The following is a 24,922-nucleotide window of genomic DNA, read 5'->3' on the forward strand; positions in this document are numbered from 1 at the left end:
CATGCCGCTCGGTCGCGTCGGTACCCTGTTGCATCTGCGACAAAGATCTTCCTCTCGATGAGTGACATAGCATCCGGACGCGCCCAGCTCAAATCCCGCCGTGTCAATCTCGACACCGGCCGGGAGAACGTCGTTGTGATCTCCCGCCGGTCCACCGCGCTGCGGCCGGACCTGTTTCGAGGCTTTTCCAGAGTCGAGCTGCGCAGCGACTCGAAGACGCAACTGGCGACATTGCTGCTCACAGATGACGACAGCCTGGTCGGGCCCGACGAGCTTGGCATGGCGGAGCCGGCATTTCGGCGCTTTGGACAGCCGGCAGGCAGCTATATTGCGGTGACCCCTGCCCCCTCCCCACCCAGTCTGGACGCAGTTCGCGCCAAGATTCAGGGCAAGACGCTTGAGGCTCCCGAGATCGGCGCAGTCGTCGATGATCTCGTGCACTATCGCTATTCGGACATGGAAATCGCTGCGTTCCTCGTTAGCTCCGCCAATTTCATGACATCCGGAGAGCTAATCGCTCTTACGGTGGCTATGGCGAGAGCCGGGACGCAGCTGAGATGGAAGGCAACGACCGTCGTCGACAAGCACTGCATTGGCGGCATTCCCGGCAATCGCACGTCCATGATCGTGGTCCCGATTGTGGCCGCCCACGGCCTGACAATCCCGAAGACGTCGTCGCGCGCGATCACGTCGCCCGCCGGAACGGCCGACACCATGGAGGTGCTGGCCCGCGTCGACCTCAGCGTCGAGGCGATGAAAGAGGTCGTCGCGTCATGCAACGGCTGCCTCGCCTGGGGCGGGCACGTCAATCTGTCGCCGGCGGACGACATTCTGATCAGCGTCGAGCGACCGCTGGCGCTGGATACGCACGAGCAGATGGTTGCTTCCATTATGTCGAAGAAGCTGGCCGCCGGCTCGACGCATCTTCTCATCGATCTTCCGGTGGGACCCAACGCCAAGCTCACGACCGCATCGCAAGCCATGCGGCTTCGCAAACTGTTTCAGTTCGTCGGCGATCGTTTTGGCCTCGAAGTCGAGGTCGTGACCACAGATGGACGGCAACCCATCGGCAACGGAATCGGCCCGGCGCTCGAGGCGCACGACGTGATGGCAGTCCTCGCTAATGAGCCCGAGGCTCCGCGCGATCTTCGTGAGAAGTCGTTACGCCTTGCCGCCCATCTTCTGGAGTGTGACCCTGACTTGCGCGGCGGTGCAGGTTATGCGCGTGCGAGCGAGCTCCTGGAGAGCGGGGCGGCGCTTCGACAGATGGTGAAGATTATCGAAGCCCAGGGCCCTGCGCCTTCCGCAAGCGAATTCGGTAGTCTTACCATGGACATTCACGCCGCAAGAGATGGTGTCGTCTCGGCGATCGATTGCTTGCACCTTAATCGGCTGGCACGGACGGCAGGCGCTCCGCTCGACAAAGGCGCAGGCATCAAATTGTTCAAGAAAATCGGCAATCGGGTCGAGCAAGGAGAGCCGCTCTATCGCATTCACGCGTTCGAACCCTCGGGGTTCGACCTTGCTGTCGGTATGGCTCAGTTGGACTCTGCTTACCGAATCGAACCGCAAGCCGAGGCCTCACGATGATCCGGACTGCGGTTCAATGGCTGCCCACTTCTACCCATTTCGGGCCTCGGCTTGCTGAAACTCTGGGTATTGCCGGCCATGAAATTACCCTACATCGATTTCCGGATGGAGAGCTGCGGGCAACTGTTGGCCCGGCGGCCGCCACCACGATAGTTTGTTGCTCGCTCAATCAGCCCAATGAAAAGCTGGTAGCGCTGTTGTTCGGAGCGGAGGCCTTGCGACGCAACGGAGCCAAGCGGCTCGTGCTCGTTTCGCCTTATCTCGGTTATATGCGCCAGGACACGGCGTTCCATCCGGGTGAGGCGATTAGTCAGCGCGCAATCGGTGCTCTTCTGGCGAACATCTTTGATCGCGTCATCACGGTTGATGCACATCTTCATCGCACGCCGAGCCTCACCAGCGTTTTTCCCGGAATTGAAGCGGACAATCTGTCGGCCGCTCCTGCGATCGAGGCTCTGCTTCGTGCCGAGACAATCGCTCCGACGACGGTCGTGGTCGGCCCCGATGAAGAGTCGCGATCATGGGTGGCCGACGTTGCCGGCCGTCTCGGACTTGCGTACACCGTGGCGCAAAAAGTGCGCCGGAGTGATCAATCGGTACAGATTGCGTTGACAGATGCGGCGCTGTTCGTCGACCGTCCGGCGCTCTTCATCGACGATATCGTGTCGTCCGGCGGGACGCTTACCGCCTGTGCGGAAGCTATCGCCGCGTCAGGAGCCTCTTCTATCGAGGCTATCGTCGTCCACGCACTGTTTCCGCCGGCGCTTATGACGGCGTTCGGTCGCGCCGGCATCCGTGCCGTCCGATCCACCAACAGCGTGCCACATCCAACGAACGCCGTCAGCCTCGACGATCTTCTTGCTCGCGCATTACGGCGGGAGGTGGTTGGCATACCGGAGATTGGGAGCACCCCATGAGCGTTACCGTCCAGTTTTGCGGCGCCGCCCGCACCGTTACCGGCTCCTGCTATCTCTTTGTTACGCCGAAGGGACGATTCCTGGTGGATTGCGGATTGTTCCAGGGACAGAAAACGCTGAAAGCGCTGAACTATGGTGCGTTCCCGTTTCGCCCGGGGGATGTCGACGCCGTATTACTGACGCACGCCCACATCGACCACAGCGGGCTCCTACCGAAGCTCAAGCGCGAAGGCCTTTCAGGTCCGATCCTGGCGACGCGCGGCACTATCGAGCTCTGCTCCTACATGCTTCCCGACGCAGGCAACATCCAGGAAACGGAGGTTGCCGCCCTGAACCGCCGGAACGCCACCCGAGGGCGGGCCGCCGTCACGCCCATCTACTCGCAAGCCGATGCGATTGCGACCCTGGACGCCTTCCGGCCGGTCGAATACCAGGCCTGGTACACCGTGATACCGGGCGTGCGCGCCCGCTATTGGAATGCCGGACACCTGCTCGGCTCGGCTTCGATCGAGCTGGAGTTCGCAGATCAAGGTGGTAACGGGCGGCCCTTGCGTGTCCTGATGTCGGGTGACATCGGCCCGGATGCCAAACTGCTGGAGCCGGATCCGGAGGGCCCGACCAGCCTTGACTACGTGTTTTGCGAGTCGACCTACGGCGATAGCGACCGCCCGTCCACAACGCATGCGCTGCGTCGCTCGCATCTGGCCCAGGAGGTGCGCGATGCCGCCAGCGGGCGCGGCGCGCTGCTGATCCCTGCTTTCGCGGTAGAACGGACCCAGGAGTTGATCGTCGATCTGGCCGACTTGATGGCCCGTGGTGAGATTCCGACCGCACCGATCTTCCTCGATTCGCCTTTGGCGATCCGTGCGACGGAGGTCTTCAGGAATAACGCGGCGAGCCTCGACCCGACCGTCGATCTGGACCGACTTCTTACGTTCAATCAGTTGCACTTCACGGAAACCGTCGACGAGAGCAAATCTATCGCCAGGCTCTCCGGCTTTCACATCATCATTGCCGCCAGCGGAATGTGCGACGCCGGCCGCATCCGCCATCATCTGAAGCGATGGTTATGGCGCAGGGAGGGCACAGTCCTGCTCGCAGGATTCCAAGCCCAAGGCACCCTGGGCCGCTTCCTGCGCGATGGCGCGAAGGCGGTGAGGATCCAGGGTGACGAAATCAAGGTTGCGGCGAGAATTCGGTATATCGACGAATACTCCGGGCATGCCGACGGTCCCGAACTTGCGCGCTGGATAGCCGCGCGCCGCCCCATTCATCGCGGTTTGTTCATCGTGCACGGGGAAGAGCACGCGCTCGGAGGCCTTCTGAGCCGGATCGCCGAACGAACCGTTCCAACCGCCCAGATTTTCACGCCGATGCTGGACGATGTCTACGAACTATCGACCGCCGCACCGACACCGATCGACGTCTCTCGCCGCCGCAGGCTCACTCCCGATGCGGTCGTCAACCTCGATTGGCACAACGATATGTCCAAGCTTCTTCTCGATATCAATGACCAGATCGAGGCCGCGGCGGACGATCGATCACGCGGCGTCATCATCCGGAAATTGCGCAGAGCGCTTGAAGGGGCGTGAACGGTGCTCGCTGATCCTAGCCTCGAATCTGCGCGAAGACTGAAGAGAGATTTGGTCAGAACAATCTTATTCGAGGCGCGGCAAGGTCGGTGAGCCAGGTAAACACGGTCGCAAAGACTGTGAGAAGTGCGATCCCGGTGGCACTAACCATGACTTGAGCAACGACGCCGTCGGATACAGTCCTCAGAAAGATATAAGCGACAAGCGACAGCAGAACTCCCACACAGTAAACCTCGAGCGAGTTCTCTCCGCAACGAATGGCGCCCACCAGCGCCCGCGACCGTAAACCGGTCCAATGCGCCGGCACGAGATTGGTGACACAGACCGCAAGCGCAAGGAAATGCATGAGCCGCAGCGGATCGAGACCCGACTTGTCTATCGGATAGACCAACCCTTTCAGGAACTGAGGAACCGCGAGCTCGAGAGCCGGGTTGATCCAACTCATCGTAACAGCCAGCGACCAAATCAGGTATGCGGCCGACAGCAGGATCACCGGACGTGACGTCACGAGTGGCATTAGCCGCCAGCGCCCCACGACCACCCACCATCCCCCGAGCGTGACGAGGAATTGCCAGGCGAACGGGTTGAAATACCAGTCGTTCGTCGGCCATCCCCGGAGGTTCCAGCCGTATAGTTGAACAAGACCGTACAGCAGGGCCGAAGCGGCCAAGGTGACATTCGGGCACCTGAGCAACAAAAACAGCAACGGCGCAAACAGCAAATGGAAGAGCACGAAGGTCGGCAGCACATCCGTATTGACGGGCCGGTATTGCAGGATCGCCGCACGCGACAGCGCCTCTCCCGGTTGCTGCAGGACGATCGCCACATTTTCATCGTCTGCGAGTTCGGCATCCATCCAATGAACGGCGACGACCAGAAACAGCGTCAGCAGCAGAAATGCAGCATAAATCTCCCAGCTTCGTCGAACCGTATGACAGATTGTCGCCCAAGACCCGGTGCTTCGGAGCACGCGTCCATATGCCATCGCGCACGTCAGCCCCGAGACAAACATGAAGACTTCAGTGGTGTCGCTGAACCCATAATGGCTCGACGTAAGCCAACTGCAGATATTCCCCGGGATATGATTGATGAAGACAAACCAGAGCGCAACCCCTCTGCAGGCATCGAGCCGAATGTCCCGGTCTGGCATATTGTCGAGTGGACCCATCGCAAGTATTCGAAGCCCCCGCTCAGCTGATCCTATTCCCTTAAGGCTTTCCAGGTTCTCTAAGACACCTCTCCAGCGCTGTGAGGATCTGCATCCGGCCGACGATACCGACGGCCTGCCTGTCGTGCAGCACCAGCACCTGCGAGATCTGGTGCATATCCATTTCCTTGACGACCGCCTCGATCGTCGCGTTCTCGTCGACGCAAACGGGATGACGGCTCATGACTGCATCGACCCCTAGTCCCCTCGTTCGCTCACTGACGAGCTGACCTTCCTGCTTCCCCAGTAGCCATTCGAGCCAGAACCCCTCGGGATAACTGACGCCCAACTCGCGGCGATGAAGGAAGTCGCCTTCGGCAACGATGCCGACCAAAGCCCCTCCATCATCGAGAACCGGCAGGCCACGTTGATTGGTCTCGAGTAGGAGATGGAGGGCCTCTAGCAGCGGCGTCTCCGGCTTCACCGTTGCGAACGAGGTCCGCATGATATCTGACGCCCGCATTGCTTCTCTCCATCGGAACCGCGCCTCGGTCCTCTTGATCGCGCTATTGAGCGGCCATCAGTCGACCTGAATAGAAGGAGCATCGCGGCCTAGTGGGCCATCAGCAAGCAGACTGGCGCCTGTTGCAAAAGGCTATGTGTCATGCCGCCGAATATCCACTCGCCCAATCGGCTATGTCCATAGGCTCCCGCAACGATGAGATCGGCGCCGACGTCCGCGGCCAAGCGAACGAGATAACCGGCATCCGACTCCGTTGCATGTACACGAACTTCGTGCTCGCAACTCGCGCCGTGTTTTTTGAGATAGTTGGCGACATCGCGGACTCGCGCATGCGCCGCGTCCTGTTCATCCGAAGTGCAGATCTCAGCTATCGTGATCTTCGAGGCCCGGGTTAAAAACGGCAAGGCCTCGCGAACGGCAAGGCGCGCTTCCCGGGTATCCTTCCAGCCGACCACGATGCGATCGCCTGCCAGTTGCGTCACACCTTCCGGCACTGAAAGCGTGGGACGGCCCATCCGCAGCATGGCACCGGCAGAGTCCAGATAGCGAGGGTAGTTGGTCCTGAGCTGCTTGCGCTTAACGACGATAAGGTCAGCGGCCCTGGCTTGCTCAGCCAGAAACTCGGTCGGGAAACCGATCGCCGAGCGCCATTCAACCTTTTCGCTTGGCAGACGAACAATCCGTCTGAACCACGCCTCCTTGGCTGACAGCGCTGCCCGTATGCGCTCGAGATCCTCGGCTGTCGTTTCCTGGATGATCACGCCCTCGGCAACAATCAGGGGCTCTGTTGCAATCGCCGAGACACCGAGGATGGACGCCCCAAATCCGCTCGCGACGCCCTCCGCGACTGCAATCTGCCCTTCCTCCTGCTGCTCTGGATCGACGTAGACCATGACGCTGGCGAAAGACATGTCCGAACTCCGTTAGCTCAGGCGATGTGCTCTTATCCTGCATCCGGCCGCTTCCAGGCTTGATGCATATCAAGCGAAACAATGGTCGACTGTCCGGATCGCCTGTAGTCGGAAGCGCCTCAAGCAGGCCGCTCCCACGCGGCCTGCCCTACTCGTCCAGCAGATGCTTTTCGATGTCGCCGACCGGATGCCTGGTAAGGTCCTTGGCAAGCTCCGCCACGATCCGTCGTTTCACATCAGGGTGAAAATCCGACCGAAGCGCCGCCAGCGTGCGGGGTGGAGCGACGATGATCAGTACGGTCGACGGCTCGCCGCGTACAATGCGTTCCGCCGCAGCCGCCACTTGCTTCACAAAGCGGCGCTCCTCGAGCTCATGCCAGTCGGTCATCTCCACCGCGCTTCTCTGCCCCGATTGCGAGGCATTGCTCACCCGGCCTGGACGATCGCTTCCCTGGTCGTGAGCCGCCGGATTCTGGTCCTCGAAGACGGCTTCCACCTGCAAGTCCGGGAACTTCTCGTGGCCTTCGTTACGAAGGAAAAGCGCCTTTCGTCCGTCGCCGACGAACACCACGGCACGATGCGGTATCTTGGTCATTCGGATCTCCTCCCTCGAGGGACGATAATTCTTACCGTTCCGCAGGTCGTGTCGCTTGATCCCGATCAATCTCGACCGCTCGCGATCGGGCAAGATGCCACGACAATTCGAACCCGAGCGATTGTAAGGGAGGTTGTCATGCAGGCACGAGACGTGATGGTTTCCCCCGTTTTGACCGTCGACGCCAACGCCACCGTCCGCGAGATCGCGCAACTCCTGCTTGCTCGACGCATCAGCGCGGTGCCCGTCGTCGATGCAGACAACAAAATCCTTGGGATCGTGAGCGAAGGCGATCTGATGCATCGAGCCGAAGCCGGCACCGAACGGTCCTACTCCTGGTGGCTGCGCGCTTTGACCGGCGATGCTCAACTGGCAACCGACTACGTCAAATCGCATGCGGTCATGGTAAACGACATAATGACGCGCGACGTCGTAACCGCTGCGCCCGAGACGCCGCTGCACGAGATCGCCATGCTGCTCGAAGCGAACCAAATCAAACGCGTGCCGATCGTCAATGAACAAGGGCAGCTCGTCGGAATCGTCAGCCGAGCCAACCTGCTTCAGGCGATCGCGAGCGCAAAGCCGGCGCTCGATATCTCGCTTCCCGATTCGATCATCAAGAGGAAGCTGCTCGACGAGCTCAAGAAACAGCCTTGGACGCACACGTTCAACCTGAACGCGACCGTGCAGAATGGCATCGTCGATTTATGGGGCTTTGCGCCATCTGCGGCCGAACGCTCAGCCATCCGCGTAGCGGCCGAGGCCATTCCCGGTGTCGTAACGGTGAATGATCACCTGCTCGAGACACCAGTCTTCGTCTATTGACGCAATGCAGATATTTTGGATTACACAACGAGGTATGCATGGCACATTTTGTGGTCCGCTTCATAAAAGATGTATTTGGCGACCAGGGCCAGCCTTGCGAGGCGTGCCAGCGCACAATTGACGTCGAAGCGCACGACGAGACGGAAGCAGCCTTGCTGGCGAAGAGGAGCTTCTGCGAGGAGCGCGCAATTCGAGACTGGTCACTTCACGCCGATCGCATCGACGTGAAGCCGGCCGACTTTCCTTCTTGAGGGCGATTTGCGAGATCTCGCTATTCTCAACCAATCGCGCTCAGTCACCACGAGACTGCCGGACTGACGCGGACGACTGTGTCACATCCACAAGACCCTCGGAAAGCCGCCGTTTGCGTGCCGATTTAGATCATTTGGCTGACCTGCCAGAGACTGCGCCAGATTGTCCGACAAACCGGGTCCCGTTCCACCGTAGCAAGCTGCTGTTACCGTGCGCATCCACAACTTCCAGGACGGCATGATCATGAACGGACAGCAACCGAACGTCCTGAGCATGGACGGAAAGCACACGGCGATACCGACCGGTCGTCGAGACATAGATTTCGTGCAGGCATCCGGCGGCGCCGCAAACCACTGTCCTATTGCGGCAACGAAAGTCGTCGAAATGGAGAGTTAAAAACTGCGCGCTCGGAACCGTGAGATAAAGCCCAAACCGCTGGGCCGCAGCTACTGTGCCCCCGCACATCGAATCCCATTTTTTCACGTCCGCTCGAATTTCGGGAGGCAGCATCTGAAGATGCGCGGCATTCCAGGGGTCCTGCGCCGTTCCGCTATGGGAGAGGGCCGGCTGCAGGAGCCCGAGTAAAGCAAAAAGGGCGTTTGCAAGTACCGAAGTGATTCTGATTGACTTCACTGCCCAGAGCTCCTCAAGCCTTTTGAACCAATCTAGCCTCCAACGCCGCGAACAGATTGAGCGAGATCAAGTGAAATCTGCCGACGACCGGCAGGGAGATCGTTGAAGCACTCACTGCATCCCCACTTGTCGGGCGGTTCGTGGTCGGTTGATGCAAATCAACCCGTCAACGCTCTGGGGAAGTAAGCGATATCTGAAATCACGGGACGCTTTGGCTGCCCGGCGACAGAGGACATCCGTCATGCAGCTCCGGCAGGCGACGCTCCGTCCAATCCCGTTTCGGGGCACGGTCCGCGCTCTTGTTGCGCTGGCGTTCATTCTTCCGTCCTCGGCATCGATGGCGGAAGATGAGGTGAAGCTAAGCGCGGTGCAGGCTCACAATCTCGGAGTCCGGGTGACGCATCCGGTATCGAGCCGTATCGACCAAACGCTGCCCTATCCGGCGCAGATCGTGATTCCAACGCCGCAATTGTGGGTCGTCAGCGCTCCCGTTGCCGGCATGGTCTCCAATCTGGCTGTTGCGCGCGGAGATCGTGTCAATGCCGGTCAGCCACTCCTTACGCTGGAAAGCCCAAGCTTCGTCTCGCAGCAACGCGAATATCTGCAAGCGGTCGCGCAAGAAGTTCTCGCCGCCCAGCAACTCAAGCGCAACGCCGACTTGTTTGAAGGCAAGGCGGTGCCGCAACGTGTGCTGGAGGCCAGCCAGACCGAGGCGCGGCAGGCAAGCATCGCGGTCGCGGAGCGGCGTCAAATGCTGCGTCTAAGCGGACTGTCCGACGAAGCAATTTCGCGGCTGACCAACGAAGCGGCGATCAGCGCAAGGCTGACCGTCATCGCACCGCGGGCGGCCTCCGTGGTCGACATTGCGGTTTCACCAGGCCAGCGCCTCGAGCAGTCCGCACCGCTCGTCAAGCTTGCGCAGCTATCGTCACTCTGGGCAGAAATCGCAATTCCAGCGGCCAACATCCGTGCGATCCGCGCCGGCGCGAAGATTGATATAGAAGGCTATGCTATACCGGGCAAAGTCGTGCTGGTCTCCGAGACTACGGACGCGGCAACCCAGACCATTCTGGTGCGCGCGGAAATCGCCAATAACGGAGAGCTGCATCCCGGCCAGACGGCTGCAGCGCGCATTGGCTTCCTCTCCGCTGGCGAAAGCGCCTGGGAGATTCCTTATAGCGGGCTGGTCCGCCGCGGCGAACAGACTTGGGTCTTCGTGGCCATCGACGGCGGTTTCCGCCTCGTTCCGGTTACGCTGCTCGCAGAAGACCAGGACCACGTCGTGGTATCCGGCCCCATCACGGATAAGAACGAGATCGCGATCGGCGGCATTTCGGCGCTTCGCGGTATTATCTCTGGGTTAGGGCAATAGATGCTCCAGCGCCTCGTCGCATTTGCACTTTCGCAGCGGCTGTTCGTCGTCCTGAGCGCGCTGCTGTTGATCGGTGCCGGCGCCGTGTTTCTGCCAAGTTTGCCGATCGACGCCTTTCCGGACGTATCACCGGTTCAGGTGAAGGTCATCATGAAGGCGCCGGGCCTCACCCCCGAGGAGGTCGAACAGCGCATCACAGTTCCCATCGAGCTTGAGCTGCTCGGACTCCCCAACAAGAAGATTCTGCGCTCGACCACGAAATACGCGCTGGCTGACATTACCGTCGATTTCGAGGACGGCACCGACATTTACTGGGCGCGCAACCAGGTCTCGGAACGCCTGTCAAACATCTCGCGCGACTTCCCGGACGGCGTGAGCGGCGGACTCGCGCCAATCACCAGCCCCTTGGGCGAGATGTTCATGTTCACGATCGACAGTTCCGAGCTGTCGCTGGCGGAGCGGCGGACGCTGCTCGACTGGGTGATCCGCCCGGCCTTGCGCACGGTTCCCGGCGTTGCCGACGTCAACGCGCTCGGCGGCTATGTCCGTGCCTTCGAGATCGTGCCGCGGACCGACGCGCTCGCCGCCCGCGGCATCTCCTACGACCTGTTCCGCCGGGCCATCGAGGCCAACAGCCGCAATGACGGCGCGGGCCGCGTGAATCAGGGCGAAGATAGCGCACTCGTTCGCATCGAAGGCAGCATTCGGGGCATCGATGACGTCCGGGCGATCGTCGTCGACACCCGCGATGGCATTCCGATCCGAGTCAATGACGTTGCACGCGTCCAGGTCGGCGCGCTGACCCGCTACGGGGCGGTCACGGCCGACGGCCGCGGCGAGACGGTCGAGGGGCTGGTGCTCGGCCTGCGTGGCGCCAATGCGGGCCAGCTTGTCCGTGATGTCCAGGCGCGCCTCGCGGAGCTGCAACCGTCGCTGCCGAAGAGCGTCTCGATCAACGTGTTCTACGACCGGAGCCACCTGGTCAACCGTGCCGTCGGCACTGTGGTACGGGCACTTGGCGAAGCCACTGTGCTCGTGATTCTGCTCCTGCTGCTGTTCCTAGGTAATTGGCGCGCCTCTCTGGTCATCGCCCTCAGCTTGCCACTCGCCATCGTCATCGCGCTGATTGCGATGCGGGCGGTCGGGATGTCGGCCAACCTGATGAGTCTCGGCGGCCTTGCAATCGCGATTGGCATGCTGATCGACGCACTTGTGGTCGTAGTCGAGAACATCGTTGGTAATCTCAGCAAGCACGATCCCGGCAGAGCCGCGCCGCTGATCCACATCGTATTCCGCTCGGTCTGCGAAGTCTTGCAACCCGTCGCTTCTGGCGTGCTGGTCATCATCATCGTGTTCGTGCCGCTCCTGACCCTTCAAGGACTTGAGGGAAAGCTCTTCATTCCCGTGGCGCTCGCAATCATTTTCGCCCTGGCCGGCTCGCTGCTGCTTGCGCTCACAGTCGTTCCAGTCGCGACCTCCTTCATGCTCAAGTCCGCCTCGCATGGCGATCCCCTCCTGATCCGGGCCGCGCAGCGCGCCTACGCGCCTGTTCTGGGTTGGGCCTTGATCAATGAGCGCAAAGTCATCGCGGCGGCGCTGATCGGCCTAATCGCCGCGGGCTTTGCTTACACAAGACTCGGCAAGACCTTCATGCCGACCATGGACGAGGGCGACGTCATTGTCAGCGTTGAGACGCTCCCTTCGGTTAACCTGGACGAATCGCTCGCCCTCAATGCCAGGCTACAATCCGCGCTGTTGAAGGTGCCGGACCTTGCCGGCATTATCGCCCGGACCGGCTCGGACGAGCTCGGCCTCGATCCCATGGGTCCCAATCAAACTGATACGTTTCTCGTGCTCAAGCCTGCCGCAGAGAGAGAGACTACGGACAGGGAAGCCCTGCTGCAGAAGCTTCGCGAGGTTCTGGCCGGCTTTCCCGGCATCTCACTCAGCTTCACTCAGCCGATCGATATGCGCGTGCAGGAGATGATCAGTGGCGTACGCGGCGACGTCGCAGTCAAGATTTTCGGCTCGAACATCGTCAGGCTCAATGAGATCGCGGCGAAACTGTCATCCATTCTGTCCGGCATTGATGGTGCCGAAGATGTCTACACCACGCTCAACGAAGGCGCCCAATACTATACCGTCGCCGTCAACCGGATGGAGGCCGGCCGCCTCGGCCTGACGGTCGATTCCATTGCCAACTTGCTGCGCACACAGATCGAGGGCCGGACCATCGGGACGGCGCTCGAGGAGGGGCGCCGCACGCCCATCCTGGTCCGCGGCAGCGAGACGACTCGGGAGGCGCCGACACTGCTCGCCAGCCTGCCGTTGACGCTCTCGTCGGGGCAGCACGTCGCGCTGTCGCAGGTCGCCCGTATCCAGCGCGTCGATGGGCCCGTGAAGATCGACCGCGAAAACGGCAATCGGATGAGCGTGGTTCGCGCTAACGTCCGCGGCCGCGACATGGTCGGATTCGTCCAGGCAGCTCAGCAGAAGGTCGCAACCGAGCTTCCGCTGCCAGACGGCTATCGGCTGACCTGGGGCGGCCAGTTCGAGAACCAGCAGCGCGCCGCCGCGCGGCTCTCTGTCGTGGTGCCGGTCGCCATCGGCCTGATCTTCATGCTCCTGTTCACCACGTTCGGCTCAGTGCGCCATGCCCTGCTGGTGCTGGTCAACATCCCCTTCGCGCTGATCGGCGGCGTGTTCGCGCTGGTCTCGAGCGGCGAATATCTGTCCGTTCCGGCGTCGGTCGGATTTATTGCGCTGCTCGGCATAGCCGTGCTGAACGGCGTCGTGCTCGTCTCCTATTTCAACCAGCTCCGTGCTCACGGCTTGAGCGAGGGGCGCATCGTCGCCGAAGGCGCCAAACGCCGGCTCAGGCCGGTGCTAATGACGGCCAGTATCACGGCGCTCGGATTGATCCCGCTATTGTTCGCCTCCGGTCCAGGATCCGAAGTGCAGCGACCGCTTGCCATCGTCGTGATTGGGGGCCTGGTGTCGTCCACCCTGCTGACGCTGATCTTGCTGCCGATCCTGTATCGCCGCTACGGCGGCGCTGCGAAGGAGGCCAAATGACGAGCGTCTCCGTCTGCCTGGCGCTGATCCTGCCGCGCCAGCTTCGCGATGAGCTGTTCGACTATCTCGCCGAACAGACCGACCTGGTGAAGGGTTATACGGCTTCCGACGCTGCCGGACACGGCGCCGGCGTGCGACTCCAAAGCATGGCCGAGCGCGTCAAAGGGCACGCAGATCAGATCATCGTAAGGATTGTCCTGGGACGGAGCGATGCCGAACGCCTGCTCGAACGGCTTCGGGCTTCGTTTGCCGGCACCAATCTTGTCTACTGGATCCTGCCCGTGACGGAATTCGGAATCATCGACTGACGCGGAAGTCCATCATTCGATGCACGGGTCCTCTCATCGAGGCACGACGCACACTCCCGAATTTCCGGTCAACCAAGACCTCGTCAGCATTGACCCCTCGCCTGCCAGCTGCTGATGACAACCGCAATTGCTTGCGTCACGATTAGCGGTGCCAAACTGAAAGTGAGGACGACCGACCACATGTCCGCGTTGAGAGGAGCCAGGTTCAATAGATGGGCGGCCGGGGGAAGGTACGGCGGCGCGGCGAGCAGCCCCGCGCAAAGCAGAAGCGCAGCCCATAGCCAGCCGTTTCGGGTGACTTCGTTGACGACAGGCCGTGAGTGAAGATCGCGCATGTTGAACGTATGCCAGAGCTGCGCGAACGCGAGAGTGAGGAACGTAACAGTCACCGTTGCTCCAGCGTCGAGACCGAGCCAAGACGACGCAGCCAGCGCCCCGAATGTGCCGGCGGTCAACGCAGCGCCATGCAGGACAATCGTGATCCATTGCCAACGGCCCAAAATGGGCTCTTTTGGGTCTCGCGGCGGATGCTTGAGGATACCGGCCTCACCCTCGCCCATGGCGAGCGCGAAGGCTGGGAACACGTCGGTTACGAGATTGAGATACAGAATTTGCAGTGGCAGGAGCGGCAATGGGAGCGCAGACAACACGGCCAAGCCGACCACCATCACTTCGCTGAGATTGCAGGACAAGAGGTAAGCGACAAAACGGCGGATATTGGCGAAGATGACGCGGCCTTCGCGGATCGCGCCGACGATTGTAGGAAACGCGTCGTCAAGCAGAATCATGGCGGCCGCTTCGCGCGCGACATCGGAGCCTCGCAGGCCCATCGCCACGCCGATATCGGCCTGTCGCAGTGCGGGCGCGTCGTTAACCCCGTCCCCGGTCATGGCGACGATCTCGCCTGCGGCCTGATAGGCCTTGACGAGGGCAAGCTTCTCATCGGGGCTCACTCTGGCGAAAATTCCGACGTCGCGGAGTGCAGGCTGCCCGGTTTGGATTACCTGCGCGATTTTCTTGCCCTCCACGACATTCGCGATGGTCTCTCCAAGACCGACGGCTCGACCGATGCTTCGTGCCGTCACCGCGTGGTCGCCGGTGACCATGACAACGCGAATTCCCGCTTGGCGGCAGTCCTGAAGCGCCTGTGGCACGTCGGCACGCGCAGGGTCTTCCAGACCGATAAGGCCGACAAATACCAACCGCTCGTACGGTGCAACATCGGCCAGCGTGCCCCTCTTCATGGCGCAGGCGATTACCCGCAGGCCGTGATGGCCGAGGCGATCGGCGCGGCTTAGCCACTCTGTGCGCGTGGCGTCATCGAGCGCGACCTCGCCGTGCTCGACGGTTGCGCATGTCGCGGCCGCCAGGACCGCTTCCGGTGCTCCCTTCACCGCAACCAGCATGCCGTCGCTATCTTCATGAACCGTCGCCATCATCTTGGTGGTCGGGTCAAAGGCATGCTTGCGAACGATGCGATGCACGTCCAGCAAGTCGGTCCGCTTCAAGCCCGCGTGCAGCCCGGCACGCAAGAGTGAGATTTCCATTGGGTCGCCGCTGCCGCCTTCCCCTGCGCTATCGAGATGGGCGTCGTTGCAGAGGACTGCAACGCGCAGCAATACGGCGGCCTGTGGATCGCCGGCGAGTTGCGAACGCTCGCCGTCCTTTGGCGCTCCCGTCTCGAGCTGGATCTCGCCCGAGGCAGTGCAGAGCCGCCGAACCGTCATCCGGTTTTCGGTCAGGGTGCCGGTCTTGTCGGTGAGGATGACAGTGGTGGCTCCGAGTGTCTCGACCGCGGAAAGGCGCTCGATCAGCGCATTCTGCCGCGCCATGCGCCACATACCGCGGCCGAGTGCAAGGGTCGCAACGATCGGAAGCCCCTCGGGAATCGCCGCCACGGCGAGTGCAATGGCCGCCTCGACCATGAGAAGAGGATCGCCGCCGCCCATGAGGCCGACCACGCCAATCACGGCGGCGACAACGATGGTGGCCCAGACGAGTTGCGCCGACAGACGCCCGAGCTTGCGTTCGAGGGGCGAGCTGCCCGGGTCGGCTTCCAGGACGAGCCGCGTCACCTGGCCAAGTTCCGTGGCGAGGCCGGTTGCCACTACGACGCCGGTGCCGGTACCGCGCGTGACGGCGGTACCCTTGAACAGCATCGACGCGCGATCGCTCAGACGGGCGTCCGCGCTGACCGGGTGCGTCTGTTTGTCGACGTTGACCGACTCGCCGGTCAACGTCGACTCGTCTGCGGAGAGATTGGAAGTCTCGATGAGGCGCAGGTCCGCCGACACGGCGTCGCCAGCGTCCAAAACCACGATGTCGCCCGGAACGAGCTCCTCGGCCGGGACGAGATGAACGCGACCCTCGCGTCGGACGCGAACGGTGCGCGTGCCAAGCGCACGCAAGGCCTCGATGGATCGCGCCGCCTTCGATTCCGTCATGAACCCGATCAGCGCGTTGATGGCGAGGACCGCAATGATGGCGCTGCCTTCCTCCAGCTCGCCGAAATAGAACGCCAGCCCGGCAGCGCAGCTCAAAAGGTAGATGATCGGGCTCTTGAACTGGTGCAATAGTAAGCGCAAGCTGCTGGCGGCGCGCCGCGCGGCTATCGTATTCGAACCGAAACGCTTGCGCCGCGCGTTGACCTCGACATCGGAGAGTCCTTCGGCACCGGACACGCGCAGCTGCGGAAGCAGCTGAGCGACGGGCAGAGAATGCGGGGTTTCCGGCAGCATTGTCTGTTCAGCGACCGCGTGCTTTTCGATGGCGAACCTCCTTTGCGCCGGAAAACAGATACAGAGGGTAGATGCCCCTTGATAACCGCTATTGACATGGAGCAAGCGAGGGCTACCAAAATCCGGAGCAATGAAAGCTGATGATTGCCCAAGCATCCGAAGCCGGCGTGGCAGCCTACCAAGACGGATAGTGCCGTTCCAAAGGAAGAAGCGCGCGGATTGTGCAGCTAAGCCGGTGCCTGAGCCGACACGGCTTCGTAGATATCCTCCTCCTGGGCCGTATGCATGCGCACCAGCGTTTCGATGGCCTCGATCACCCGCTGGGCGTCTCGAATAAGATAACGGTCGATCTTTTCTGACGGTAGGTCCGCCGCGATCCGCGCGAGCAGCCGCGCAAGGTGCAGGATCTCACGATGCGCGCGGCTCATGGCCGAAAGGCCGTGGCGTTCACGCAGCACCTCTGCAATCTTCGGATAGACGCTGCCCTCGTCGTCGCGCTCGTGCGTCACTACGCTGCCCTGAACCAGGCGATTGGCCTCTTCGATAAAGGCCGCCGCGGTGTTCGGTGGCACATCGTCGATCGCATCGACGATCTTGCGCAGCCGGTCGAGATCCCGGAACAGTGCCTGATGGTCGTGATGCAGTGCCAGGCCCTGCTCTGCGGATATCCGCCGACCAGCGCTCCCATGAGCTGGAGTGAGCGCCCGCAGCGCGTTCAGGATGACCGCAACATCGATCACCTCCTGCACGATCGCCGCCGGTACGGGATCGAGCCAGCCAACGGTGGCGGCCACCATGGCGGCCAACGACAATCCCATCCCCACAAGGATGCTTTGGAGGGCGATCCGCCGTGCCCGCTGCGCAATCATGATCGCTTCGCCGACGCGATCAAGCCGATCGGCCAGGATGACCACATCTGCCGCCTCGGACGAGGCGCTCGCGCCACGCGCGCCGAGCGCGACCCCGATATCGGCCACGGCCAGCGCCGGGGCATCATTGATGCCATCGCCGACCATGATGGTCGGATGCAGCCGCTGCTCCGTGCGCACGGCCTCGACCTTGTCCGAGGGAACGCGGTCGGCCAGCACGGCATCGAGATCGAGCGCTGCTCCGATGGCCTGCGCCGCTGCGGCGCGATCGCCGGTGACCATCACCATTCGCGCGATGCCCGCGTCGCGCAGCAACCGGATCGCTCGCGGCGTATCAGGCCGCAGCTCGTCGGCCAGTAGCAGCGCGCCGATCGGACGGCCGTCCACAGCGACAAAGACGATCAGCGCCGAGCGCCACGATGCGCGCCGGATTGCCCGCAGCTCCCACGGCGACAGCTCGGCATGCAAGCGAAGCAGCTCTCGCGAGCCCGCGGTTACCTTGCGGCCGTCGACCAGGCCGGACAAACCAGTGCCCATGGTTTCCTTGACCTGTTCGGGCGCTTTGAGATTGAGGCCGCGATCAACGGCCGCAGCAACGACGGTCTTGGCAAGGACATGATGCGAGGCCTGCTCGAGCGATGCCCCAAGAGTGAGGACTTCGTCTGGGTTTTCCCCCGGAGCGACCTCGACCGAAAGCAACCGCGCACCTCCAACCGTAAGGGTGCCGGTTTTGTCGAACAGGACGGTGTGCGCGCGCGCCAGCGCCTCCAGCGCCGCTCCGCCCTTGGCCAAGATGCCGCGGCGGGCCGCTTGCGCCACGCCGGCGATGAAGGCGACCGGTGCGGCCAGAATCAGGGGACAAGGCGTTGCCGCCACCAGCACGGCGAGGCTGCGGGTCAAATCACCGGAGATCCACCACGCCAGGAAGGCGATGACGAGCGTCACCGGCAGAAAGATCAGCGCGTAGCGATCGGCCAACCGCACAAATGGAGCCTTCGCCGTTTGCGCCGCCGTTACCATGCGTACAATACCAGAGTAGGTGCTCTCGCCGGCCGGTGCGGTAACGGTCAACTCGAACGTCTCTCCCGCATTCAGCGAACCAGAAAGAACAGCACTGCCGCGCGTCTTCTCGACAGGTATCGGCTCTCCCGTAACGGCGGACTCGTCGATAGTCGCCCCGGCCGAATGGACGATCCCGTCGACCGGCACGATCTCGCCGGCGCGTACCAGCAGCTCTTCTCCGACGGAGACTACCTCGACCGGCACCTCCTCCACCCGCTCGCCGGTCTTGCGATGTGCCTGGCGCGGCGCACGATCGACCAGCGACCGCAGGTCGTGCTCTGCTCGTGCGATCGCGATATCCTCCAGCACGTTTCCACCGGAATACATCAGCGCGACCACAGCCCCTGCAAGTGGCTGGCCGAGCGCCAACGCCGCGCTCATCGAAAGGAGCGCGATCGCATCAACTCCCAGCCGGCCGCCCAGCAAGTCCCTGACGATCGAGACCGCCAGTCCTCCTATCACGGGCGCCGTGCCGATTGCCCATGCGAGGTCGGCCAGTTCAGGCCGACCCGCGGCTCGCGCAAGAATACCCGCGGTCAATCCCGCGATTGCGATGGCAACCAGGGCCCATCGCAGAACCCGTTCAAACGACATGGTCTCATTCCGCAGCTACTTGCGTCCCGGCTTAGGTGGTTGTTTAGGTGGTTCCTGAATTGCCTTCATGTAATTCAGGGCTGCTTCCGCGTCATCCCTGTTGAAGCGGAAGGTGGGCATCGCAGGATGAATGCTGCTGTAGCCCTCCTGTAGTCGCTCCAGGAAGTCGCTATCGTAGAGCTTGGTTTCGCTAAAGCTGCGAAAGGGCGGCGCTTGCCTGTTAGGACTTGCCCCGGTCCTGCCAACTGAGTGACAGCGGGCGCACATTTTTTGCAACAGCTCTTTGCCATGTTGCTGTTCCTCGCCGAGCGCGCGGGCGCCGGTGCTCGACCAGAGAACTATTGTCGAAAGTATCAGCAAGCATCGCATCTTCGCAGTCGTTCCCGCGAAACAGTTCACCAGCGCGAGGTTGCCTTGCCGTAAACATAGAGCGCAACCAACGCGACGGTTACCGCCGTCGAGAAGACCAAAATATTCCGATCCCAATCGACTCGCTCCATCTCGGCTCTCCTGAAAGCCAAGGCCGTAAATAGGGCCTTCAGGGCAAACCGGCGCATCAAAGCAGTCCTCCCAATTCGCACGATGTCACCGCTGTTAAAAGCCAGCTTGATGCAGCTCAACGAATCGGCGCGGTGGATGGGTCCGCTATAGCGACAAATGCGCCGCCAAATAACAGCGCCCCATCCGGAGCACCGGCACAATTGCCCTCAGGCGTATGCGGCTGCCAGGCTTGGCGGCCGGCGTCACCGATACTTGACCTGCCTCAATATGTGCCCGCTGCTCGGGAACTACACTGGTCGAAATCGGAGGCGACCAATGGACGAAATGTTCAGGCGGAAAATCCTTCGGCTTCTGGATCAGCACCGGACCACGAGGATCGCGACGGTACGATCTGACGGCTGGCCCCAGGTGACCACCGTCGGCTACGCCAACGATGGACTCGCCATCTATTTTCTTTGCGGGGCGGACAGCCAGAAGGCAGCCAACCTAGCGAGGGACGATCGGGTCTCGCTAACGGTGGACGACGATCCCGCCCAGGTGATGGACATCGCGGGTCTATCGATGGCGGCACGCGCGAAGCTCGTAACGGATCCCGCCGAATTCGAAAAAGCCCTGCGGCTCCTGATCTCGCGATATCCGAACCAAAAGGCCCTTGATCTCCCCATGCCGAAAACTTCGGATGTCTGCGTCTTCCGACTGACACCGACGATCGTCTCCCTGCTCGACTACTCAAAGGGATTTGGACATACCGACCTGATCGCGTGCTAAAGAGCTGCGACTTCCGTTAGCGCGCGCGGTTGCTCTCTGTCATTCTGCTTTCCGTCGCCGGAATTGCTGATCGGCATGCGGCTTTGGCGATGAAAATGCCCGCATGCGCTCGCGCGGTGTTGCCGTGAGTGGCCGACCGCGAGTTGAGAAGGAAACATATTGCGCAGCATCCGAGTTGACATCAGCCTTGCGATTTTGATCGCGTTAGCAGCATTGCTTCTCATCCGCATGCACAAGGCGGACGGATCTAAACTTGCTGCAGACAGCGCGTTGGAAGGACGTCGCCTCGCGGACGCATGGTGCAAGCCATGTCATGCAATCGAGCCGCACATGGCGGGATTATCAAATCAAGCACCGGGCTTCGCGGCAATCGCAAACAGGCATGGAACGACAGCGCTTTCGCTGAAAGTGTTCCTGAAGACCAGCCACCAAAACATGCCAGACCTAGTCATCGCGCCTGATCAGGCCGAAGCTCTCGCGAATTATATCCTTAGCCTAAAGAGCCAGGACTAGAACGCTGATCGGCCCCAACCGTGACCGTAAGCTAAGGTCTTAGCGAACCCGGTCGGCTTGCAAGGTCTCGAAGAACGCCACGATCGCGTCAATCTGGTATTCGACGAGCTTTGGCTTGAGCATAGCCTGGTTCGGGCCTACGCGACGGTGGTTCGACGTCAATAGCTGTCGGAGGTCGTCGGATGAAAAAGATGGTCGACTGGCAATTTCGCTGAAGCTTGGCGCGGGGAAACGAAAAGCCGGCGTCTCCCTTGAAGAATCCGAGACGACGTGACAGAGGCCGCAGGCCCCGTGAGCGAGCGCGCGCCCCTGTGCGATCTGATCCGCGAACAGCTGATCGCTGAAGGGCGACTTGGCCGGCACCTGGATGGTGATCGAACCGAATCCGCTGGTCCGGTGGCAGGCGTTGCAGCCGTTCGTGAGATCCGAGTAAGCCTTGGCGAAAGCTGCACCATCTTTCTGTTGGATCGCGCGATCCAGAGCTTGCAGCTGCTCGGTGGCTTGGGATGATCGCAAGCTTTTGGAGGGAGACGGCATTGCCCTCCGCAAGTTTATCTGGATCTGTCGAAGCTCATAATTCGCCAAATCCCAGTTGCTGAACTTTCCGGCAAACCATAATTTGGTGTGCTGGAATTGTAGCGTGATCATAAGGTCGGATAGTTGGATTGACGTGCCGCCAGCAGGCAAGTTCACCTGTGCTCCCGCATTGAATAGCGGGAGCATCGCAGCAATCGCGGCGATCATCTGAGTCCGTAACTTCATGGCAGCGCCTGAAATGGATGAGGCACGATAGCATTCTTGTGGATCGGCCCGGGCCTATTTGATCAGACAAGCAGGTTCGTAAAGAATGGTTCGGTGATGTCGGCGGCTGACGACTCCGTCCCGTCCGACTCGACGGCGGTCGACAAATTCGCTTTTACAATTCCAGCAAGGCCAGAGCTCTTGGGCTTCCTGAGCATTAATGCGTTCGTGCCACTCGAGGTGCACTAACCCGGAACCACAGCGAGGGCATTTTTCGTTATGCAGTGCTGAGACCGGTGCCATATGGAACCTCCCTCGTGTCCGGTGCGCAGCATGCGATGTTGGCAGTATGGTGAAATGATCTAGATCAACGATTTGCTCGTTCTCCGGTAGCTGACGTAGAGGCGCAGTCCTCGACCACATGACGTCGGTTCAGGAGACATCCAAGTCGAGACAATCGATCTCGGCTTCGTGTGCGGTCCCATGATGGCGTGCGGCTAGTCGCCGAGCCTTTGCCCGGGCGAAACTCATTTCAGCGTGCGCGGCTGCATGCTGAATCTGACCAGATTTGATCTGTCGCAAAGCAGATACAGGCCAGAGGATCATTCTTTCAAATGGTTCACTCAATGGAGTGTTGCCATGATCATTGAACGCCTGTCCCAAGAGCATCGTAATATTGAGACACTGCTCGCCATCCTCGAGCGGGAACTTGAGGTGTTCGACCGCGGAGACCGCCCCGACTACGAAGTAATTCGCGCCGTGATCAGTTATTTCGAAGTCTACCTGGAAATATATCACCATCCCCAGGAAGATCGCGTCTTTGCCAAGCTAAAAGCTCGTGATCCAGCTGCGGCTGCGAAGATCGGCGATCTAGCTCGCGAGCATCAGAAAGGGGCCGAACGCTTGCGTCGCGTCGCTCACGCGATTGACAGCGTGCTCGCGGATCGTGAGTTGCTCCGCCAGAATGTGGATACCATCGTTCGCGATTTCATCGAGCAGGAGCGCCGTCATATGATGATGGAAGATCGCGACTTCTTTCCCGCTGCGCTTAAGGCGCTCAAGCCACAGGATTGGACCGAGATCGCCTCGGCGGTAACCGGTCGTAGGGATCCGCTGTTCAGCGATGTGGCCGAAGAGCGGTTCGATGCGCTACGCGCACATATTTTGCGGCTGGAGCAGGAGGCTGAAGCCGAGCGGAAGTAGCCGCGTTCCCCCGGTTATAGGGCTTTAATGGCGAGTAAGGTCCATCATAGTCGTACCGACTACTATCGTCGAGCCGAAACGTTAAAAGAGCTACCATGTCCGAAGCACTCAAATCCTCCTTCGTCGTATTTCTCCTGTTCGCGATTCTGGCGCAATCCGCAGTGGCCGATCCCCAACACGGCAAGGACATCGCAAAACGCTGGTGCTCAAACTGTCATGTCGTCGAGTCCGGCCAGACGAATGCCATCGATCATGCGCCGCCATTCAGCCAAATCGCGCGAACACCCGACTTCGATCAGAACCAACTCGCGTTCCTGCTGCTCAAGCCGCACCCCAATATGCCAAGCCTGTCGCTCCAGCGATCGGAAATATTGGATTTGGCCGAATACATCCGCTCACTCAAGTAAGAAGAGCCGAAACGCATCGGCGCGCTAGAGGTGTGCTGCGCGTTGAATTGATCAGGGACCTCGCGACCGAACTCCAGAGGGAGCTATTTGCAAGGCGTTCCCTCTTTCGGCTTGGCAGCACAGTTCATGTCTCTGTGCGCGGCCCTGCCGCCCTCATCGTGTTTGAGGCAGGTCAAGGCTAACCGCCGCCTCAAGCCTATACTTAAATTGTACCGAATGGCATGAGCGCGCGCCGGTGCCGTTACGGTTGCGGAGCCTCGGACTCCTTGGGTCTTGCGACCGCGACCATGGGTCGGCTCCTGAAGCAGCTCCGCCGGCCCGTTCGGTAGAACTACGGTCGGCCTTGCCGGGTTGGACCGCCGAAGCCCTGAACTGAACGGAAGGTGGAAATCGGCCTCGGCGCTCCTTCAGGAAGCCGCGGCTTATTTGCGTCCGGCCCGTTCAGGCCGGGACAACGGGCTGCCGCGGGCGAGGCCCGTCTGCCGACTGACAAAGACGCGTTCGGGGCACTCAGGAAGGAGAGCCATATGATGTTCGCGAACCTCTACACAGACGACCTCGCTGCAGTTGTGCGCTATGCACTCGAGACCACCCGGGCCACGATGGTCTGCCCTTTCCACGAGGAGGTGCTCATCCGCGTGGGTGACGATGCCGCCGAGAGCCATGCCTTCGAACGCGCCAAACGAATCGTTAGGAGCGATGGCGAGGCCTGGCCATCGGACGCTCTCAGGGAAGAGTTTGGCCGTCAGCTCGGCGCCGCCGAGGACGGTCGATGCCCTGAGTGCGATCGGCACGATCCGCACGATTAGCTGCGTGCGGACCAGGCGCTGCTGCAGCCAACGCGCATTCAGATCGCCGAAAGCGAGCGCAGCCAGGCCAGTCTCAAGATCGCCCTCTCCGCGAGTCGCTGCAGGATTTTGACGCGATCGGCATCGTCCGAGCGTTCAGCTCCTTCGAGGTAAGCGTCGGCCAAAGCCTCGGCGATGACTTCAGCGTCCCGCTGCTCAAGGGCGCCGGAGAAGCTGCCGAAACTCCCGGCTCGATCGGCCATCTCCATCGTCTCGTCGAGAAGTTCGCGCGCACGCGCCGCCGCCGCCCCCTGTAGGCAGCGCTCGGCATCCGCAAGGTGCGTAGCGAGCCGAAGCTCGAGCCTTCGCGCATCGACCTGCGAGGGCGCCACCCTCGCCCATCCGTCAGCGTCCGTCCGGCCGTGCTCGCGATGGTAGGCGTGGCGCCGCTCCTTCCTGAGCGTCGAAACATGTCCCAGCTCTTCGCGGGCCATCGCTTCGGCCGCCCTCTTGATTTCCGCATCTTGCGCAGATGCGGCCAGATACGACCAGAATGCGAAGGCCCGTTCCTCATTCTGCACGGCCATGGCCAGCGCGCGGTAGGGCGTCATCAGACGAGATGCCTTGATTTCCGCGGACGTCTCCGGGTCGAACGTCTCCGGCGCTTCCCAGCGGACCAGGGCGGGATCCGGCGGCTTCCCGCGCCGCGACTGCGACCAGCGCTGCACGCTGTCAACGTGCTCGCGCTCGGCGTCGGCAAGTTCAGAGAAAACCGCGACCAGATCAGGACGGTCTTGCCGTTGCATCTCTTCGGCGAGTTCCGCGTATTTTGTCGCCGCCTCACGTTCCATCGCATTGGCGAGTGCGAACAGTTCGTCGAGCGAATGCAGGGTACCTGCGGGCTCGGCCCGCAGGAGCGTCGTTCGCAACAACGGCATGATCGATTTCCTTCGCTGTTTGCTGCAGCGCAAAGTTCACGTTGTTTCTTCCCACTACAT

General features: G+C 61.3%; 23 protein-coding genes. 13 read left to right on the forward strand and 10 right to left on the reverse strand.

What is annotated here, in order from left to right; all coding sequences use genetic code 11:
* Nucleotides 1-57 precede the first annotated feature (57 nt).
* From ACKWRH_RS33945 to ACKWRH_RS33955, 3 genes are read left to right on the forward strand one after another with little or no spacing between them, the layout of a single operon-like run.
* Nucleotides 58-1,590 carry a thymidine phosphorylase family protein gene (locus ACKWRH_RS33945; protein WP_445217073.1) on the forward strand — a complete coding sequence of 511 codons (1,533 nt, stop codon included), beginning with the start codon at nucleotides 58-60 and terminating at the stop codon, nucleotides 1,588-1,590.
* Nucleotides 1,587-2,507 (forward strand): ribose-phosphate pyrophosphokinase, encoded by a 921-nt coding sequence (locus ACKWRH_RS33950; RefSeq protein WP_445217074.1) that lies wholly within the window; start codon nucleotides 1,587-1,589, stop codon nucleotides 2,505-2,507. The genes ACKWRH_RS33945 and ACKWRH_RS33950 overlap by 4 nt, the downstream gene beginning before the upstream one ends.
* Complete coding sequence (locus ACKWRH_RS33955) at nucleotides 2,504-4,099, forward strand: MBL fold metallo-hydrolase (RefSeq protein WP_445217075.1); 1,596 nt, start codon at nucleotides 2,504-2,506, stop codon at nucleotides 4,097-4,099. Before ACKWRH_RS33950 ends, ACKWRH_RS33955 begins: the two co-directional genes overlap by 4 nt.
* A gap of 55 nt (nucleotides 4,100-4,154) precedes the next feature.
* Here the strand turns inward: ACKWRH_RS33955 and ACKWRH_RS33960 are convergent, their stop codons facing one another.
* From ACKWRH_RS33960 to ACKWRH_RS33975, 4 genes are all read right to left on the reverse strand, one after another.
* On the reverse strand, nucleotides 4,155-5,267 hold the full coding sequence (locus tag ACKWRH_RS33960) for an OpgC domain-containing protein (RefSeq protein WP_445217076.1): 1,113 nt from the start codon (nucleotides 5,265-5,267) through the stop codon (nucleotides 4,155-4,157).
* Between the two features lie 40 nt (nucleotides 5,268-5,307).
* Complete coding sequence (locus tag ACKWRH_RS33965) at nucleotides 5,308-5,769, reverse strand: CBS domain-containing protein (protein WP_445217077.1); 462 nt, start codon at nucleotides 5,767-5,769, stop codon at nucleotides 5,308-5,310.
* A gap of 89 nt (nucleotides 5,770-5,858) precedes the next feature.
* Nucleotides 5,859-6,680, reverse strand: a complete 822-nt coding sequence (locus tag ACKWRH_RS33970) for a universal stress protein (RefSeq protein WP_445217078.1) — start codon at nucleotides 6,678-6,680, stop codon at nucleotides 5,859-5,861.
* A 148-nt stretch (nucleotides 6,681-6,828) separates the two neighbouring features.
* A complete protein-coding gene (locus tag ACKWRH_RS33975) occupies nucleotides 6,829-7,275 on the reverse strand; it encodes a baeRF12 domain-containing protein (protein WP_445217079.1) in 447 nt (148 codons plus the stop codon).
* A 138-nt stretch (nucleotides 7,276-7,413) separates the two neighbouring features.
* On the opposite strand from ACKWRH_RS33975, the gene ACKWRH_RS33980 reads away from it, so the two are divergent.
* The 5 genes from ACKWRH_RS33980 to ACKWRH_RS34000 all read left to right on the forward strand — a co-directional run bounded on the left by ACKWRH_RS33980 (nucleotide 7,414) and on the right by ACKWRH_RS34000 (nucleotide 13,740).
* The gene (locus tag ACKWRH_RS33980; RefSeq protein WP_445217080.1) at nucleotides 7,414-8,100 is read left to right on the forward strand and encodes a CBS domain-containing protein; all 687 of its coding nucleotides are present in this window, start codon (nucleotides 7,414-7,416) and stop codon (nucleotides 8,098-8,100) included.
* 38 nt (nucleotides 8,101-8,138) lie between these two features.
* Complete coding sequence (locus ACKWRH_RS33985) at nucleotides 8,139-8,351, forward strand: hypothetical protein (protein ID WP_445217081.1); 213 nt, start codon at nucleotides 8,139-8,141, stop codon at nucleotides 8,349-8,351.
* 875 nt (nucleotides 8,352-9,226) lie between these two features.
* Complete coding sequence (locus ACKWRH_RS33990) at nucleotides 9,227-10,357, forward strand: efflux RND transporter periplasmic adaptor subunit (protein WP_445217082.1); 1,131 nt, start codon at nucleotides 9,227-9,229, stop codon at nucleotides 10,355-10,357.
* Nucleotides 10,358-13,432, forward strand: a complete 3,075-nt coding sequence (locus ACKWRH_RS33995; RefSeq protein WP_445217083.1) for an efflux RND transporter permease subunit — start codon at nucleotides 10,358-10,360, stop codon at nucleotides 13,430-13,432.
* A complete protein-coding gene (locus tag ACKWRH_RS34000) occupies nucleotides 13,429-13,740 on the forward strand; it encodes a DUF3240 family protein (protein WP_445217084.1) in 312 nt (103 codons plus the stop codon). Before ACKWRH_RS33995 ends, ACKWRH_RS34000 begins: the two co-directional genes overlap by 4 nt.
* An 83-nt stretch (nucleotides 13,741-13,823) precedes the next feature.
* On the opposite strand, the gene ACKWRH_RS34005 is transcribed toward ACKWRH_RS34000, so the two are convergent.
* The 4 genes from ACKWRH_RS34005 to ACKWRH_RS34020 form a co-directional block, all read right to left on the reverse strand.
* A complete protein-coding gene (locus tag ACKWRH_RS34005) occupies nucleotides 13,824-16,478 on the reverse strand; it encodes a cation-translocating P-type ATPase (protein WP_445217085.1) in 2,655 nt (884 codons plus the stop codon).
* A 227-nt stretch (nucleotides 16,479-16,705) separates the two neighbouring features.
* A complete protein-coding gene (locus ACKWRH_RS34010; RefSeq protein ID WP_445217086.1) occupies nucleotides 16,706-19,003 on the reverse strand; it encodes a heavy metal translocating P-type ATPase in 2,298 nt (765 codons plus the stop codon).
* 15 nt (nucleotides 19,004-19,018) lie between these two features.
* Nucleotides 19,019-19,372 (reverse strand): c-type cytochrome, encoded by a 354-nt coding sequence (locus ACKWRH_RS34015; RefSeq protein WP_445217087.1) that lies wholly within the window; start codon nucleotides 19,370-19,372, stop codon nucleotides 19,019-19,021.
* 26 nt (nucleotides 19,373-19,398) lie between these two features.
* The gene (locus ACKWRH_RS34020; RefSeq protein ID WP_445217088.1) at nucleotides 19,399-19,560 is read right to left on the reverse strand and encodes a hypothetical protein; all 162 of its coding nucleotides are present in this window, start codon (nucleotides 19,558-19,560) and stop codon (nucleotides 19,399-19,401) included.
* Between the two features lie 259 nt (nucleotides 19,561-19,819).
* Here ACKWRH_RS34020 and ACKWRH_RS34025 point away from each other — a divergent pair, with 259 nt between their 5' ends.
* Entirely contained in the window at nucleotides 19,820-20,272 is a 453-nt protein-coding gene (locus ACKWRH_RS34025) for a pyridoxamine 5'-phosphate oxidase family protein (protein WP_445217089.1), read from the forward strand.
* 159 nt (nucleotides 20,273-20,431) lie between these two features.
* Complete coding sequence (locus tag ACKWRH_RS34030) at nucleotides 20,432-20,785, forward strand: c-type cytochrome (protein WP_445217090.1); 354 nt, start codon at nucleotides 20,432-20,434, stop codon at nucleotides 20,783-20,785.
* Between the two features lie 39 nt (nucleotides 20,786-20,824).
* Here ACKWRH_RS34030 and ACKWRH_RS34035 read toward each other — a convergent pair whose 3' ends face one another.
* Nucleotides 20,825-21,529 (reverse strand): c-type cytochrome, encoded by a 705-nt coding sequence (locus tag ACKWRH_RS34035; protein WP_445217091.1) that lies wholly within the window; start codon nucleotides 21,527-21,529, stop codon nucleotides 20,825-20,827.
* 636 nt (nucleotides 21,530-22,165) lie between these two features.
* Here ACKWRH_RS34035 and ACKWRH_RS34040 point away from each other — a divergent pair.
* The 3 genes from ACKWRH_RS34040 to ACKWRH_RS34050 all read left to right on the forward strand — a co-directional run bounded on the left by ACKWRH_RS34040 (nucleotide 22,166) and on the right by ACKWRH_RS34050 (nucleotide 23,945).
* Complete coding sequence (locus tag ACKWRH_RS34040) at nucleotides 22,166-22,729, forward strand: hemerythrin domain-containing protein (RefSeq protein ID WP_445217092.1); 564 nt, start codon at nucleotides 22,166-22,168, stop codon at nucleotides 22,727-22,729.
* 95 nt (nucleotides 22,730-22,824) lie between these two features.
* Nucleotides 22,825-23,136, forward strand: a complete 312-nt coding sequence (locus tag ACKWRH_RS34045; protein ID WP_445217093.1) for a c-type cytochrome — start codon at nucleotides 22,825-22,827, stop codon at nucleotides 23,134-23,136.
* A 527-nt stretch (nucleotides 23,137-23,663) separates the two neighbouring features.
* A complete protein-coding gene (locus ACKWRH_RS34050) occupies nucleotides 23,664-23,945 on the forward strand; it encodes a hypothetical protein (RefSeq protein WP_445217094.1) in 282 nt (93 codons plus the stop codon).
* Nucleotides 23,946-23,983: 38 nt separating this feature from the next.
* Here ACKWRH_RS34050 and ACKWRH_RS34055 read toward each other — a convergent pair whose 3' ends face one another.
* The gene (locus tag ACKWRH_RS34055; protein WP_445222521.1) at nucleotides 23,984-24,862 is read right to left on the reverse strand and encodes a ferritin-like domain-containing protein; all 879 of its coding nucleotides are present in this window, start codon (nucleotides 24,860-24,862) and stop codon (nucleotides 23,984-23,986) included.
* Between the last annotated feature and the right edge of the window lie 60 nt (nucleotides 24,863-24,922).

The sequence above is a fragment of the Bradyrhizobium sp. Pa8 genome, from assembly GCF_052588265.1.

Coding starts and splice junctions, on each gene's coding strand:
- ACKWRH_RS33995 (WP_445217083.1), top strand. CDS start 10,358: ATGCTCCAGCGCCTCGTCGCATTTGCACTTTCGCAGCGGCTGTTCGTC.
- ACKWRH_RS33950 (WP_445217074.1), top strand. CDS start 1,587: ATGATCCGGACTGCGGTTCAATGGCTGCCCACTTCTACCCATTTCGGG.
- ACKWRH_RS34010 (WP_445217086.1), bottom strand. CDS start 19,003: ATGTCGTTTGAACGGGTTCTGCGATGGGCCCTGGTTGCCATCGCAATC.
- ACKWRH_RS33985 (WP_445217081.1), top strand. CDS start 8,139: ATGGCACATTTTGTGGTCCGCTTCATAAAAGATGTATTTGGCGACCAG.
- ACKWRH_RS34025 (WP_445217089.1), top strand. CDS start 19,820: ATGGACGAAATGTTCAGGCGGAAAATCCTTCGGCTTCTGGATCAGCAC.
- ACKWRH_RS33960 (WP_445217076.1), bottom strand. CDS start 5,267: ATGGGTCCACTCGACAATATGCCAGACCGGGACATTCGGCTCGATGCC.
- ACKWRH_RS34050 (WP_445217094.1), top strand. CDS start 23,664: ATGATGTTCGCGAACCTCTACACAGACGACCTCGCTGCAGTTGTGCGC.
- ACKWRH_RS33980 (WP_445217080.1), top strand. CDS start 7,414: ATGCAGGCACGAGACGTGATGGTTTCCCCCGTTTTGACCGTCGACGCC.
- ACKWRH_RS34005 (WP_445217085.1), bottom strand. CDS start 16,478: ATGCTGCCGGAAACCCCGCATTCTCTGCCCGTCGCTCAGCTGCTTCCG.
- ACKWRH_RS33970 (WP_445217078.1), bottom strand. CDS start 6,680: ATGTCTTTCGCCAGCGTCATGGTCTACGTCGATCCAGAGCAGCAGGAG.
- ACKWRH_RS33990 (WP_445217082.1), top strand. CDS start 9,227: ATGCAGCTCCGGCAGGCGACGCTCCGTCCAATCCCGTTTCGGGGCACG.
- ACKWRH_RS34040 (WP_445217092.1), top strand. CDS start 22,166: ATGATCATTGAACGCCTGTCCCAAGAGCATCGTAATATTGAGACACTG.
- ACKWRH_RS33965 (WP_445217077.1), bottom strand. CDS start 5,769: ATGCGGGCGTCAGATATCATGCGGACCTCGTTCGCAACGGTGAAGCCG.
- ACKWRH_RS33975 (WP_445217079.1), bottom strand. CDS start 7,275: ATGACCAAGATACCGCATCGTGCCGTGGTGTTCGTCGGCGACGGACGA.
- ACKWRH_RS34055 (WP_445222521.1), bottom strand. CDS start 24,862: ATGCCGTTGTTGCGAACGACGCTCCTGCGGGCCGAGCCCGCAGGTACC.
- ACKWRH_RS34035 (WP_445217091.1), bottom strand. CDS start 21,529: ATGATCGCCGCGATTGCTGCGATGCTCCCGCTATTCAATGCGGGAGCA.
- ACKWRH_RS33955 (WP_445217075.1), top strand. CDS start 2,504: ATGAGCGTTACCGTCCAGTTTTGCGGCGCCGCCCGCACCGTTACCGGC.
- ACKWRH_RS34000 (WP_445217084.1), top strand. CDS start 13,429: ATGACGAGCGTCTCCGTCTGCCTGGCGCTGATCCTGCCGCGCCAGCTT.
- ACKWRH_RS34015 (WP_445217087.1), bottom strand. CDS start 19,372: ATGCGATGCTTGCTGATACTTTCGACAATAGTTCTCTGGTCGAGCACC.
- ACKWRH_RS34045 (WP_445217093.1), top strand. CDS start 22,825: ATGTCCGAAGCACTCAAATCCTCCTTCGTCGTATTTCTCCTGTTCGCG.
- ACKWRH_RS34020 (WP_445217088.1), bottom strand. CDS start 19,560: ATGCGCCGGTTTGCCCTGAAGGCCCTATTTACGGCCTTGGCTTTCAGG.
- ACKWRH_RS33945 (WP_445217073.1), top strand. CDS start 58: ATGAGTGACATAGCATCCGGACGCGCCCAGCTCAAATCCCGCCGTGTC.